Origin of the sequence: Thermosynechococcus sp. TG215 (assembly GCF_031583455.1) — a bacterium.
In the GTDB taxonomy this organism is placed as follows: domain Bacteria; phylum Cyanobacteriota; class Cyanobacteriia; order Thermosynechococcales; family Thermosynechococcaceae; genus Thermosynechococcus.
In genome coordinates, this window is the sequence record NZ_CP134178.1 from 303190 (window position 1) to 316948 (window position 13759).

Annotated in this window: 13 protein-coding genes; 4 read left to right on the forward strand and 9 right to left on the reverse strand. The window is 55.1% G+C overall.

The genetic code is table 11. The features are described from left to right. Nucleotides 1–69 precede the first annotated feature (69 nt). Both RHJ02_RS01355 and RHJ02_RS01360 read left to right on the forward strand, forming a co-directional pair. Entirely contained in the window at nucleotides 70–1659 is a 1590-nt protein-coding gene (locus RHJ02_RS01355) for a glucose-6-phosphate isomerase (RefSeq protein WP_310453157.1), read from the forward strand. After that, nucleotides 1647–2705, forward strand: coding sequence for an extracellular solute-binding protein (locus RHJ02_RS01360; protein WP_286668755.1), 1059 nt, complete (start codon nucleotides 1647–1649; stop codon nucleotides 2703–2705). The genes RHJ02_RS01355 and RHJ02_RS01360 overlap by 13 nt, the downstream gene beginning before the upstream one ends. Here RHJ02_RS01360 and RHJ02_RS01365 read toward each other — a convergent pair. Then, nucleotides 2702–3982, reverse strand: a complete 1281-nt coding sequence (locus RHJ02_RS01365; protein ID WP_310800375.1) for a CCA tRNA nucleotidyltransferase — start codon at nucleotides 3980–3982, stop codon at nucleotides 2702–2704. The two genes, RHJ02_RS01360 and RHJ02_RS01365, sit on opposite strands and share 4 nt — an antisense overlap. Beyond that, a complete protein-coding gene (locus tag RHJ02_RS01370) occupies nucleotides 3982–5289 on the reverse strand; it encodes a pentapeptide repeat-containing protein (protein ID WP_206200746.1) in 1308 nt (435 codons plus the stop codon). Before RHJ02_RS01370 ends, RHJ02_RS01365 begins: the two co-directional genes overlap by 1 nt. 92 nt (nucleotides 5290–5381) lie before the next feature. Here RHJ02_RS01370 and RHJ02_RS01375 point away from each other — a divergent pair, with 92 nt between their 5' ends. Beyond that, on the forward strand, nucleotides 5382–5654 hold the full coding sequence (locus tag RHJ02_RS01375; protein WP_302677089.1) for a YciI family protein: 273 nt from the start codon (nucleotides 5382–5384) through the stop codon (nucleotides 5652–5654). Here RHJ02_RS01375 and RHJ02_RS01380 read toward each other — a convergent pair. From RHJ02_RS01380 to RHJ02_RS01390, 3 genes are all read right to left on the reverse strand, one after another. Then, nucleotides 5651–6856, reverse strand: a complete 1206-nt coding sequence (locus RHJ02_RS01380; protein WP_206200748.1) for an argininosuccinate synthase — start codon at nucleotides 6854–6856, stop codon at nucleotides 5651–5653. The two genes, RHJ02_RS01375 and RHJ02_RS01380, sit on opposite strands and share 4 nt — an antisense overlap. A gap of 84 nt (nucleotides 6857–6940) precedes the next feature. Next, nucleotides 6941–7939 (reverse strand): 2-hydroxyacid dehydrogenase, encoded by a 999-nt coding sequence (locus tag RHJ02_RS01385; protein ID WP_206200749.1) that lies wholly within the window; start codon nucleotides 7937–7939, stop codon nucleotides 6941–6943. Between the two features lie 213 nt (nucleotides 7940–8152). Further along, nucleotides 8153–9307, reverse strand: a complete 1155-nt coding sequence (locus RHJ02_RS01390) for a DegT/DnrJ/EryC1/StrS family aminotransferase (protein ID WP_310437915.1) — start codon at nucleotides 9305–9307, stop codon at nucleotides 8153–8155. A gap of 119 nt (nucleotides 9308–9426) precedes the next feature. Between RHJ02_RS01390 and RHJ02_RS01395 the strand changes: the two genes are divergently transcribed. Next, nucleotides 9427–10776 carry a pentapeptide repeat-containing protein gene (locus RHJ02_RS01395; protein ID WP_206200751.1) on the forward strand — a complete coding sequence of 450 codons (1350 nt, stop codon included), beginning with the start codon at nucleotides 9427–9429 and terminating at the stop codon, nucleotides 10774–10776. Here the strand turns inward: RHJ02_RS01395 and malQ are convergent. Genes malQ through ndhK form a run of 4 tightly spaced genes read right to left on the reverse strand, consistent with a single transcriptional unit; the run spans nucleotide 10773 to nucleotide 13667 of the window. Next, complete coding sequence (gene malQ / locus RHJ02_RS01400) at nucleotides 10773–12329, reverse strand: 4-alpha-glucanotransferase (protein ID WP_206200752.1); 1557 nt, start codon at nucleotides 12327–12329, stop codon at nucleotides 10773–10775. The genes RHJ02_RS01395 and malQ overlap by 4 nt on opposite strands. A gap of 24 nt (nucleotides 12330–12353) precedes the next feature. After that, a complete protein-coding gene (locus tag RHJ02_RS01405; RefSeq protein ID WP_206200753.1) occupies nucleotides 12354–12686 on the reverse strand; it encodes a DUF3007 family protein in 333 nt (110 codons plus the stop codon). Nucleotides 12687–12691: 5 nt separating this feature from the next. Then, entirely contained in the window at nucleotides 12692–12922 is a 231-nt protein-coding gene (gene ndhL, locus RHJ02_RS01410; protein WP_181495109.1) for a photosynthetic/respiratory NAD(P)H-quinone oxidoreductase subunit L, read from the reverse strand. Between the two features lie 31 nt (nucleotides 12923–12953). After that, on the reverse strand, nucleotides 12954–13667 hold the full coding sequence (ndhK, locus tag RHJ02_RS01415; RefSeq protein WP_206200754.1) for a photosynthetic/respiratory NAD(P)H-quinone oxidoreductase subunit K: 714 nt from the start codon (nucleotides 13665–13667) through the stop codon (nucleotides 12954–12956). Nucleotides 13668–13759: the final 92 nt, after the last annotated feature.

Here is a 13759-nt window from a genome sequence, read left to right on the forward strand (position 1 = left end):
AAAGCTGATGTTCCCAGTAAGGGACAGTTGTTGAGGTACGCTGAGATCGTAGCGCGAAAAGATTTTCTTATGGATGCTTTGGCTCTTTGGCAGCATTACCAAGACTGGTTGTACTACCACCCTGAGTTAGAGTTCTATGTGGATGTCAGTCGTATGGGGCTGACCCTAGAAGTGGTACGTCGCCTAGAGCCAGCTTTTGAGCGCGCCTTTCAGCAAATGAAGGAATTGGAAGCAGGGGCGATCTCCAACCCCGATGAGGGCCGCATGGTGGGGCACTACTGGCTGCGGGATGCCGATTTGGCACCAACTCCAGAACTGCGTGCCGAAATTCGCGATGCCATTGCCCAAGTGAAGCAGTTTAGCCAGCAAGTCCACAGTGGCGCCATTGCTCCACCCCAAGGGGGTCGCTTTACCGAGATTCTCTCCATTGGCATTGGGGGGTCTGCCCTAGGTCCGCAGTTTGCGGCGGCTGCCCTTGCCCCTGTGAATCCGCCCCTGAACATTCACTTTTTGGACAACACCGACCCTGCCGGGTTTGAGCGGGTTTTTGCGGAACTAGGCGATCGCCTGCGGACGACATTGGTGATTGTCATTTCCAAATCGGGGGGGACACCGGAAACCCGCAATGGCATGCTAGAAGCCCAAGCCCGCTTCCAACGTGCCGGCCTTGCCTTTGCCGATCACGCCGTCGCCGTCACCCTGCCGGGCAGTGGCCTTGCCCAAGTGGCGGAGTCCAACGGTTGGCTGGCCATTTTCCCGATGTTTGACTGGGTGGGGGGGCGCACCTCGGAACTGTCAACGGTGGGTCTATTGCCCGCTGCCCTGCAAGGGATTGACATTGATGCCCTCCTCGCGGGAGCAAAATTGATGGATCAGGCAACCCGCGTGCCGAAGATTCGCCAAAATCCCGCTGCCCTACTCGCCTTGGCTTGGCACCATGCGGGCAATGGTCGGGGTGAAAAAGATATGGTTGTCCTGCCCTACAAAGATAGTCTGCTCCTGTTTAGCCGCTACTTGCAGCAGTTGGTAATGGAGTCCCTCGGCAAGGAAAAAGACCTCGACGGCAACATTGTCCACCAAGGGATTGCGGTCTATGGCAACAAGGGAACCACGGATCAGCATGCCTATGTGCAGCAGTTGCGGGATGGCCTACCTAACTTCTTTGTCACGTTTATTGAGGTGCTGCGGGATGGCCAAGAACCCGCCATTGACGTGGAGCCGGGGATTACTGCGGGGGATTACCTCAGTGGCCTACTCCTCGGCACCCGCCAAGCTCTCTATGAAAAGAATCGCCCCTCCCTGACGGTGACGATTCCGGACGTGACCCCGAAAACCGTGGGTGCCTTGATTGCCCTCTATGAACGAGCGGTGGGTCTTTATGGCTTCTTGGTGAATATCAATGCCTACCATCAGCCGGGGGTGGAAGCGGGGAAAAAAGCAGCGGCGGCCAACTTGGCGTTGCAACGGCAGATTGTTAAAGTCTTAGAACAAAGTGATGAACCCCTAGACTTGCAGGCGATCGCCGACGCTGTGAATGCGCCGGATCAACTGGAGCGGATTTACCTGATCCTACGGCACCTTGTGGCCAACGATCGCGGCATCGAGCAACTGGGGGATCCAGGGCAGCCAAGTCAATTGCAGTTTCGGTGGCAACGCTAATGCAGCGGCGGCAATTTTGTCAGGGGTTGTTTGCCTTGGGGGCGATCGCCCTCAGTGGTTGTCAAGCCACTGCCAATACAGGACTCACCGTCTATTTACTGCGAAAATCCTTACCCCCCCAATTGATTCAGCGCTTTCGTCAACAGGCCGGCGTGGGACTTCAGCTGCGGCTGCGGGAAACCCCCCAAGAGTTAGCCAACACCTTTGCAGCGGGAATCCTCGGGTCAGCCGTCCTCAGTCTCGGGGATGCTTGGATAGCTCAGGCCGTGGCGCAGCGACAGATTGCCCCTATTCCCAAACCACTGATTCAAAACCGGTGGGACTGGGCTGAACCGTGGCAGCCATTACTGCAACTCATTGGCAAAGACGATGCTCTCTGGGGTCTGCCCTATCGCTGGGGGGCAACAGTCCTCATTTATCGCCGCCAGTTCTTTGCCGATTTGGGCTGGGAACCCACAGATTGGGATGTCCTATGGCATCCAAGCGTTCAAGGCCACTATAGCCTGTTAAATCAGCCGCGGGAAGTGATTGGGTTGACGCTGAAATCCCTAGGGCTATCCTACAATGCCCCACCCACCCACCCCGAATTACGGCAACGCTTGCAGCGTCTCCGCCAAGGATGTCGTTTTTTTAGTTCTGACGCCTACCTGCAGCCACTGATGCTGGGCAGTACACAATTAGCAGTGGGTTGGTCAACGGATGTACTGCCGCTGCTGAAGCGAGATCCGCAGACCTATGCCGCCGTGTTTCCCGCCAGTGGGACAGCGCTGTGGGTGGATTTGTGGGTCTGTGGCCAAAACCCCGATGCGGCAGCCTTGGCTTGGTTGAACTACTGGTGGCAACCGGAAGTTGCTGAGCAACTCAGCCAGTTTAGTGATGCTCCCTCGCCGCTGGTGAGCGATTTAAGACGCACTCTCTTGCATCGCTATATTCCCCTAGCGACTCCCACCGCCTTTGCCAAGAGTGAACTCCTGCTCCCCCTCGATGTGGCTGCCCAAAAACGCTATGACACCCTTTGGCAGGAAATGTTTTTGCCCCTCTCCTAAGTGTGCCGCGGTTGCCTTGAACCACCTAGGATTTCTGCCACATAGGCGAGGGCTTGGGGGCGATCGCGAATTTCTCCCCGCGCTTGGGCTGCTTCCACAGCTCGCAACAATTCACCCACACGCGGCCCCGGCGAGACCTGAAACACTTCTACCAGATCGGCACCCCGCACCAATTGGGGGGGATGGGCAATGGCATCCTTGGGGTCTAACCACCCTTTGACCAAGGGCACTAGATGCGCTTTGGGGATGCCCCGGCTCAGGGCAAGGGCAACAAAGGCTGGAAAATAGCTACCCGCCGCGCGAAATAGATAGAAGGCTTGCTCGCGGTTCAGGGGCTGTTCGAGGGGGACTAGCCAGTGGTTGAGCAATCGGCACAGGACTTGGACAATGCGAATTTCATCAGTGGTGTAGGTGAGGGCAGTTAGTTCCTCGGCAGCGCGGCGATCGCTGGCATTCACGAGGCAGGTGAGCTTGGCCAAAGCCACTAGGGTTCGCCGTTGGGGTTCGCCGGGGGCAGTTGTTGCGGCAATAGATGTCGTTAGCGCCGGCCAAAGGGCTGGGAAGGGAAAATTCCCTAGGGTGGATTCAAGGGCATGGTAGTGGGTAATCCGCTCCTCGGTGACCGACGGCAGCCACACCGCCAACACGCCATCGCGAAAAGCAAGGGTGAGATAGGGGGCACTCTCAAGGGCACTGAGAAAATAACTGAGTTCCACCCGCACCCGTTCTGGGGCGACTCGTCGCAGTTGGGGGGCAAGGGTTTGGATCACCTGCCGCGTTTCGGGCGTAATCGTAAATTGCAGTTGGGCGGCTTGGCGATAGGCGCGTAGGAGTCGCAGGGGATCAGCAGCGAGATTTTCTGGTGCGACATAGTGAATTTGGCGGCGTTGCAAATCCAAAAGGCCACCGAGGGGATCGACAATGTGGTGGTGGTGAATGTCGTAGGCAATGGCATTGAGGCGAAAATCGCGATCGCTCAAATCGGTCAAGAGGGTTTCTCCGTGCCGCTGGGCAATATCCACCGTTGTATTAGCAAAGACTAAGCGGGCAATCTGCCGCTGCCGATCCAAAACCACTAAACCAGCCTTGTACTTATCCGCCAGTTTTTGGGTCAGGGCAATCGCATCCCTCGGCACAATAAAATCCAAGTCGGGGCACGAATTGATCCGGCCTAGGAGCGCATCCCGCACCGCTCCCCCCACGAGGTAGGTATCGGCCGGTAAATCACTGACCGCGATCGGCCAGCGACTAAAATCAAAGGGTTGAAGGGCGACCATTAGAGCTGGTTGAGAGCGATCGCTTGCCCCCCAAGGGTGACCCTCAAGTTTTCCCCCTGCACACAGACGAGCCCTGCGGCGGTTTCAATGGTGAGGCAGTTATTTTCAAATTTGAGTAAGCCGTTCCAAGGCGGGACTGCTGGGGCAGAGGTGGTGGGCAATCCAGACGGGACACTTTCTAGCCAAATCAGCGAGGCATCCCCAGAAAAGTGGCGATCGCCCATCGCCGTTTTGATTATCAGACCACCGCCCGCCGACGGTGAAAAGGCAATATCGCAAATGGGCTGCCACTCCTTGCCCACCAACAGTTGCAATTGCTGTGGCTCCTGAGGTGTGGCAGTGGACTTGAGCAGTAACCACCAAGTTTTCCAAAGTTGCCGTGCCGTTCCCCAACGCACCACCTGTCCCGACGGAATGGCGACCTGTTCGTAGTGCCACGCCGGTACGGGTTCACTGACGTATTGTGTGGGCAAGAAGGAATGGGCTTGGAGGACACTGGCCACCACATCGGCAAAGGGCGCCTCGGCAAAAAGGGTTACTTTTTCATTGGCCACACTCTCACCTTCTACCACCGCCACCACCGTTTCCGTGACCGTGCGCAATTGATAGCAGTGATTGCCGAGGCTAACCACCTTCAAATCAGCACTTTGGTAGGTACTGGGCAGGGGGTGTTGTTGCAGGATCAGCATTTGAATCACCTGCTCATTCGTCCACTCAATCACGGTGGTTTCGTTCGCAGTGGCCATTGGCTTAGCCATTGGCGTTGGGGCGGGCAACGGAACCTCTTCCATTTCCCCAGCCTCAAAGACCACTTCGCCATTGGGCAGGATAGTTCCTGAGAGCTTGGCTTCCTCTAAGTCTTGGCGGCGGGCGATCGCCCCGGTCAGATCCGCCTCTGAGAGATCTGCCCCCACCACATTTGTATCCTTCAGATTACTGTCGTGGAGCACCGCCCCCTTGAGGATGGCCCCACTGAGCACCGCCTGCTGTAAATTGGCGCGTGAGAGGTAGGCACCCACTAGGATGGCGCCACTGAGCATGGCTTCCTGCAAGTTGGCATCGGTCAGATTAGCACCACTCAGATCTGCACCAATCAGATTTGCCCCCCGCAGATTGGCATTGGCCAAGTTGGCCTTGATCAAATCCGCTCCACTCCAGTTGATGCCCTGAAGATCCGCCCCCGCTAGATCCACATGGCTCAGTTGCACCAGAGGGAACACACTGCCCGCCAAATTCACACCCCGGAAATTCCGCACCCCACGGGCAAATTCGCTTAACAAGGTTTCAAGGGTAATTGCTTTGCTCATAGCCGCTCACTAGCAGGGCACCACAGAGTTTTTCAAGCCCACTGCTATAGCTATTCTAGGTCTTGATTCCCATCCAGAGGAGCCAGTCAGCGATGCCATGGTTTGTCAAAATTGAACGCGGTATTGTGGACAAAGCCACCTTTGATCGCCACGTTCCTGCCCACCGTGCCTATGTGCGCGCCCTCATTGCCGCAGGGCATCAAGCCCGCACGGGATACTGGGCTGAGCGCGGGGGTGGCATGTTGTTGTTTCAGGCGGATTCCCGGCAAGCCGCTGAAGAAATTGTTGCCCGTGATCCCCTCGTCCAACACCAGTGTGTCCACTACGAACTCCACGAGTGGTGTATCGTCGAAGCCCCCGATTAGCCTTGGCGCAGTTTCTCCGCCCAGACACGGGTGGGTAGCCCCCACACGTAGATAAAGCCCTCGGCGGCCTTGTGATTAAATTGATCCTCGGCGCCATAGGTAGCCAAATCGGGCGTATAGAGGGAATAGGGAGAGCGTCGCCCCACCACCCGTGCGGTTCCCTTAAAGAGCTTGACGCGCACGGTACCCGTCACCCGCTTCTGGGTCTGTTGAATAAAAGCATCCAAGGCTTCCTTGAGGGGGCTATACCAAAGACCGTTATAGACCAAACGGCTGTAGGTCTCTTCAATCCCCCGTTTGTACTGCGTCACATCGGCGGTTAAGGTCAAGCTTTCCAAATCGCGGTGGGCGTCAATAAGCACCAAGAGGGCAGGGGCTTCGTAAATTTCGCGGGATTTAATGCCGACAAGGCGATTTTCAATCATGTCAATGCGACCAAAGCCGTGGCGCCCCACCCGCTCATTGAGTTCACTCACCAGCGTTACGGGATCGAGGGAGCGGCCATCGAGGCTAACGGGAATTCCGGCCTCAAAGCCAATATCCACATACTCCGGGGAGTTGGGGGTATTTTCAATGGCTTGGGTCATCAAATAGATTTCCTCAAGGGGTTCAATCCACGGATCCTCAAGGGGGCCGGCTTCAATACTGCGTCCCAAAAGATTGCGGTCAATGCTGTAGGGGGAAGATTTTTTCACAGGCGCAGGAATGCCAAAGCGTTCGCCATAGGCAATGGTTTCTTCGCGGCTCATGCCCCATTCGCGAGCGGGTGCCAGGACCTTGAGGTTGGGATTCAGGGCGGCGATCGCCACATCAAAGCGCACTTGATCATTGCCTTTCCCTGTACAGCCGTGGGCAACGGCATCGGCACCATACTCAGCAGCCGCATCCACCAAGAGCTTGGCAATCAGAGGGCGAGCAAGGGCCGTCGAGAGGGGATAGCGATTTTCGTAGAGAGCGTTGGCCTGAAGAGCGGGAAAGGCATAGTTGCGGATGAACTCAGCTTTGGCATCGACCACCAGCGAGGCACTGGCACCAGCATCAAGGGCTTTTTGGCGAATGGGTTCCAGTTCATCCCCCTGTCCTAAATCAGCGGCGAGGGTAATGACTTCCTTCACGCCCCACTCGTGCTTGAGATAGGGAATACACACGGAGGTATCCACTCCCCCCGAATAGGCCAAAATGACTTTTTCTGCACGCCCCATGATTCTTTCCTGAAATAAATGCGATCGCTACTATAGCGGATCTGTTTGCCAGAAACGTTATAGCAATAACCGTTTCGCCGAGCCTTACATCTGTTTCACTTCGTTTGCTAGGGGCAGGCCTTGCTCAAAACAGGTCAGATTTTCAATTGTCGTACGGGCAATATCTGTGAGGGCATTGCGGGTAAAGAAGGCTTGGTGAGCAGTAATCACCACATTGGGGAAGGATTGCAGGAGTTGGAAGGTGTCGTCTTGAATAATCGTGTCCGAAAGATCTTGGAAAAAGAGGGAGTCTTCCTCTTCATAGACATCAATGCCCAGATAACCAATTTGGCCACTTTTAATGCCCTCAATGACTGCTTTGGTGTCCACCAGCTTGCCACGACTAGTATTGATCAACATGACACCGCGCTTCATTTGGGCGATCGTGGTCGCATTGATCAGGTGTTCATTTTCGGGGACAAGGGGGCAATGAAGAGTGACAATGTCCGATTCAGCCAAGAGGGTTTCTAGGGTTGTGTAGGTGCCTATCTGCTCAAAGTCTTTGTTGGGGTAGGGATCATAGCCGTAGAGGTGACAGCCAAAACCATGCATAATCCGGGCAACAACACGCCCAATTTTGCCTGTGCCAATGATGCCGACCGTACAACCATACAGATCAAAGCCCATCAGCCCCTCTAGGGAAAAATTATCATCGCGCACGCGGTTGTAGGCACGGTGAAGTTTGCGGTTTAGCATCAAGATCAGCCCCACTGTATGCTCCGCTACCGAATAGGGGGAATAAGCACTGACGCGGGTAACTGTGATGCCCAAGCTGGCCGCTGTTGCCAAATCCACATTGTTGAAGCCCGTACAGCGCAGCGTCACCAGACGCACCCCCAACGCTGCCAGCCGTTTGAGGGTCTCTGCCCCCAGATCATCATTGACAAATACACAGACGGCCTCATGTCCCTCGGCAAGGGAAACTGTTTGAGGACGCAGTAGCACATCGTAGTAGGTGAGGAGATGGGGATGACCTTGAGCTTCATTGGCGGCATTCAGAAACTGGCGATCGTAGGATTTGGCACTGAAAACGGCAACTTTCATAGCATGGCTCTCCTAGCCCAAGTGACATTACAGCCCTTTTCACTAGGGTTGAACACTCTAGAATCCTGAGAACGTTAATGGCGGACAGCATGCCGATGTGTCCTGTCTGTTAACCCCATATTCCACAAAAGAGCTGTAGTTAGCTTAGCGAGTGTCAGCTTAAGGTTGTGTTAAGGGAGGACAAATACCCAGACAACTGCTTAGGGGATGCCCTTAGCGCTTGCGAAAAAACTGGCGAATGGTTGCGGCAATATGCTCAATGGTGGCATCGCTCAATTCAGGCCAAATGGGTAAGCTGAGAACCTCGCTGGCAAGGCGATCGCTCACAGGATTGGGTGGAGATTGCCCCTTATACATCGGAGAGTGATCTTGGGGAATGGGGTAGTAAATCATCGAACTAATACCAGCCGCCTTCAGGTAAGCCGCGAGCGCATCCCGCTGCCCATTGAGCACCCGAATGGTATATTGATGAAACACATGCCCTAGAGATACTGCTGGGGTCACCACCGCCTCAAGACCCGCCAAGGCTTGGTTATAGGTTTGGGCGACTCGCCGTCGCTCTTGATTCCAGCGATCGATATGGGGTAGCTTCACCCGCAGAATTGCCGCCTGTAGGCTGTCCAAGCGAGAATTGTAGCCAATCATTTCGTGGTGGTAGCGTTGACGGGAGCCGTGAACCCGCAGCATGCGCGATCGCTCGGCTAAATCATCATCATTGGTGGTAATCAGCCCCCCGTCGCCATAGGCACCGAGATTCTTGGTGGGAAAAAATGAAAAGGCTCCCATGGTACCGATCGCCCCCGTGAACCGATGAGCTAAAGCCTCTTGAGTTGCCGTTTCACATTGACAGTTCTCACAGGGCGGACAATAGCGGGCACCAAAGGACTGGGCACAATCCTCAAGAATGGCTAACCCATGGGCTTGGGCAATTTCAACAATTGCTCCCATAGCAGCTGGCCGCCCAAATAAATGAACCGGCAAAATCGCCTTGGTGCGGGGGGTAATGGCTGCGGCAACTTTATTGGGATCAAGGTTAAAAGAGTCCAGTTCCACATCCACAAAGACCGGGCGGGCACCCACCAAACTAATTGCCTCTGCCGTCGCAAAAAACGAAAAGGGGGTGGTAATCACCTCATCCCCAGCACCTATTCCCAAACTGCGCAGGGAAATCACCAGTGCATCTGTCCCTGAATTAACTGCTACCGCATGGCGCACCCCTAAATAGGCGGCTACCTCTTCCTCAAAGGCCTGTACCTCTGGCCCTAGAATGAACTGACCGGATGCCAGTACGCGGGCAACTGCGCGATCGATGTCTGCTTGCAGGAATTGATATTGGGCCTTGAGATCAAGAATAGGGATGGTATCCATGAGAGAGCGCAAGTCTTTATTATCATCCTCTCACGAGCGTAGTGTGGTTTTAGCGAATTAAGCTAGGCTTAGAGTGTAGAGCCGTTCTCAAGGGCGGGGTTCCAGACCCGTTTTTTTTGATGAATCCCCAAGAGTTGTTAAAACGCTATGCCAGCGGTGAACGGGACTTTAATCGTGCCAGTTTGACAAATGGCGAGTTTATCAACGCTGATCTACGGGGGATTATTCTCTCCCGTGCCGACATGGAGTGGGTCAACCTGAGCGGAGCCAATCTCAGTGGTGCAGTGCTGTGTGGCGCAGAAATTGTTAATGCCATGCTCATCAAGGCAGAATTGGTGGATGCCAACCTCGCTGGCGCAAACCTTAGCCGCAGTGATCTCAGTTGGGCAAACCTGACGCGAGCCAATCTCAGCCGCGCTGAACTTAGTGAAACCACCCTGCGGGGAACGGTGCTTCAGGGTGCCAATCTCTCTCGTGTGGACTTGGCGAATGCGGATCTACGGGGATTGACACTCGACGGCGTTAACCTTTCGGGGGCAAATTTACAGGGCGCGAATTTGCATGGCACGGATCTAAAGCAGGCGAACCTAACCCGTGTGGATTTAATTCAGGCGGATGTCAGCAATGCCAATCTCAGTGGTGCGAACCTCAGCGGTGCCAACCTGAGTGGCGCGAACTTAACGGCGGCGAATCTCACGGGAGCCAATCTCAGCCGCGTTGATCTCACGGAAGTCAAGCTCAGTGAAGCCAACCTTGCCAAGGCCAACCTTGTCGGCGCGGAACTGGCCAAGGCGGATCTGTCCTCCCTAGAACTTTCAGATGTCAACCTCAGTGGTGCCAATCTCAGTGGCGCGAACCTGAACCATACCAACCTTAGCCGTGCGGATCTCAGTGGGGCAAATTTACGGGGCGCCAACCTCAGCCATGCCAAACTGGTGGGCACCAATCTGCAGGGGGCGAATCTCCAAGGGGCAAACTTGCAGGGGGCATTGCTGGACAATGCGGATTTGAGTCAAACGGATCTACGCAGTGCCAATCTCAGTGGCCTCGTCTTTAATGGCGTGAAGCTGCGGGGTGCCAATCTCAGTGGTGCCAATCTTCGCGAAGTGGAGTTAACGGAAGCCAACTTTAGCCGTGCCGACTTGGTAGAAGCGAATCTCAGCCGTGCCCGCTTGGTGGGAGCCAACCTGAGTCGTGCTACTCTCTCAGAAGCGAATCTCAGCCGCGCCACCCTCAGTGGAGCTACCCTGAGCCGGGCAACGTTTAGTGGCAGCTTACTGGGAACTGTAGATCTCAGCGGTGTTAACTTGAGTGGGGCAGACTTAGGGGACGCCAACCTCTCAGGCTCTAACCTGTCGCGGGCGGATTTGACGCGGGTGAACCTGACTGCTGCGGATATGAGTGGTGCCAACCTCAGTGAAGTGGATTTGCGGGGTACGATTATGCCCGATGGCCGACGGCGAGCTTAGGCGGGGTCTTTTTCGGGGACGGTTTCTTCGGCAGCTTCAACCGGCTGGGGTCTCGGTGGTGCTTGACGGCCAAAGAGGTGCACCAAGTGCTTCAAATGAGCGGCAAGTTCAGGGGTAAGTTGACCCGCAGTTAGGCGCCACGCCCAGTTGCCTTCGCTCGTACCGGGGAAATTCATGCGGGCATGACTATCGAGACCGAGCAAATCTTGAACGGGAAGAATGGCTTGGTTGGCAACGGTTCCTAGGGCCATGCGAATCAAAGCCCAGTGGGGTTCGCTGGGGGTATAGCCCAAATAGTCAATGAGGCGCTGCTGTTCCCAGTCACTGAGGGTGCGGTACCAGCCGACAGTTGTGTCATTGTCATGGGTGCCAGTGTACACCACACAGTTGCGCTCTTGATTAAAGGGTAAAAAGGGATTATCCGAACCACCGCCGAAGGCAAACTGGAGAATTTTCATCCCCGGAAACTGAAACTGATCCCGTAGGGCAATGACATCGGGGGTAATATCCCCTAAATCCTCGGCGAGAATAGGCAGTCGTCCCAAAGCAGCTTGCAAGGTTTCAAAGAAGGCAGCACCAGGACCCAGTTGCCACTCACCGTTGACGGCTGTTTCCTCTCCTTCGGGCACTTGCCAGTAGCCCTGAAAGCCGCGAAAGTGATCCACACGGATAATGTCCATGTAGGAGAGCAGGGCACGGAAGCGCTCAATCCACCAAGAGTAGCCATCGGCAGCAAGGGCTTTCCAGTTGTAAATGGGGTTGCCCCAGAGTTGTCCTGTGGCACTGAAGTAATCTGGAGGCACACCGGCCATGAGGGCAGCCGCACCCGTTTCTGGATTGAGTTCAAAAAATTGGGGAAAGGCCCAGACATCGGCACTGTCGTGGGCAACATAAATGGGAATATCACCAATAATCTGAATCCCCTGTTGATTGGCGGCTTCCTTGAGGGCGTGCCACTGCTGGTAAAAGAGAAATTGCTGAAACTCGTACTCAAAAATGCGCTCTTTGAGAACGGCTTGGATCGCGGCAAGGGCGGTTGGTTCGCGATCGCGCAAAGGGGCGGGCCATTCATACCACGGCTGTCCCTCGTGGTGATCCTTCAGCGCCATAAAGAGGGCATAGGTGGGCAGCCAGTAGTGGGCAAGGGCTTGAAAGTCGCGAAAGGCCTGCCAGTCTTCTGGGGTGGCTTGATTCTGAAAGCGTTGAGCAGCAAGGCGGAGCAGGGGGAGTTTTTGGCTAATGACAGCCTCGAAATCAACGCGATCGCTATTCTCAAGCGTGAGTCCTGCCAAATCTGCTTCCGTTAACCAGCCCTCCTTGACCAGTTCATCCAAGCTGATCAGCAGTGGGTTGCCGGCCATCGCGGAGTAGCACATATAGGGGGAATTGCCAAAGCCCGTTGGCCCTAGGGGCAAGACCTGCCAGTACTGCTGATCACTGGCAACCAAAAATTCAAGGAACTCACGAGCTGCCGCACCCAAGTCACCAATGCCATGACCACCAGGCAGGGACGTGGGATGAAGCAGTAAACCACAGGAGCGGGGAAAGTGCATTATTAAGCCACGGGGAAACTTGAGCTAATTATCGCCCAATTCTGGATCGGCAATCTCGCTGGATTCCGCTAGAATTTCTGCTTCAAGGGCGGCTAGCTCCTCTGGCGACATCCGCGCAAGGCGATCGCTCATCACGGCCTCTTCATAGTCTTTAAGTTGCTGGTGGTAGGTCATCCGTCCTGTAAAGACCCGCAGGAGATAGGTGGAGAGCCAACCCAGAACCACCAAGACAAAAATGGCTTGACTCCAAATCCCGGCTTGAAGCGGCTCAACCCCCGCAATGCGCAACAGCAGATAAACCAAGCCGCCCGCAAGGAAAACACCAATACCAATCCCTAGAACATCAATGCGGCGCATAGCACCTAGGAATCGAGAGAGCGCGGTTGGGGACGAAAGTTAATAAAGGGAGCCAGCAGGAGTAATCCCGGAAAGAAGAACGTCACCAGAAAGTACATAAATGCCCGCTCAAAGGAGCCAGCCACATACCAGCGAGCATTCAAATAGGCATAGACGATCGCTGGCACCACCAGCAGATATAGCCCTGCCAAGGCGCCATAGACACCGAGTACCAAAAGCTCTGTTGAAACTGCCATCGATGACTACCTCTTCACCAAAACGACTAGATTATTCTGAAACGGTGCTGGTTTCCCTCACCGCTTCCCCAAGGGCAGGAACAGCAATTCCCATCGCTGCAGCAAGGGCAGGAGGAGGCGCTTGGCGACTGGGAGCATTGAGATATTGACCGGTGAGAATAGGGGGCACCGGCTTCATCTTGTGCTTGGCGGTAAAGAGGCGATGGGTTTGGGCAAGGTTGCCACGCTCACTGATATGCTCATTGGCAATTTTCTTGCGCAGCTTGACGATCGCATCCATGATCGCTTCTGGACGGGGCGGACAGCCGGGCAAATAGACATCCACGGGAATCAGCTTGTCCACACCACGCACGGCGGAATAAGAATCAGAGCTAAACATCCCCCCTGTGATCGTGCAGGCACCCATCGCAATCACGTACTTGGGATTGGGCATTTGATCGTAGAGGCGCACCAAGGCGGGTGCCATTTTCATCGTGATGGTGCCAGAGGTGATGATCAAATCCGCCTGACGGGGGCTGTTGCGGGGCACCAAGCCAAAGCGATCGAAATCGAAGCGCGAGCCAATCATGGCCGCAAACTCAATGAAGCAGCAGGCAGTGCCATACATGAGCGGCCAGAGGCTCGATAGCCGTGCCCAGTCATAAACATCGTTGAGGGAAGTAAGGATGATATTTTCCGCAAGTTCTTGGGGAACTTCAGGACGAGCAATTGGATTGAGGATGGCAGGCGAGGTCGTATTGGTCATAGGGTTCCCTCAAGGGACATCGGCCAAATGTAAAAACACTTAAAATTATAGGCCTTTACCCTAACAGATGCAGCCAATTGCATTGAGCTGGC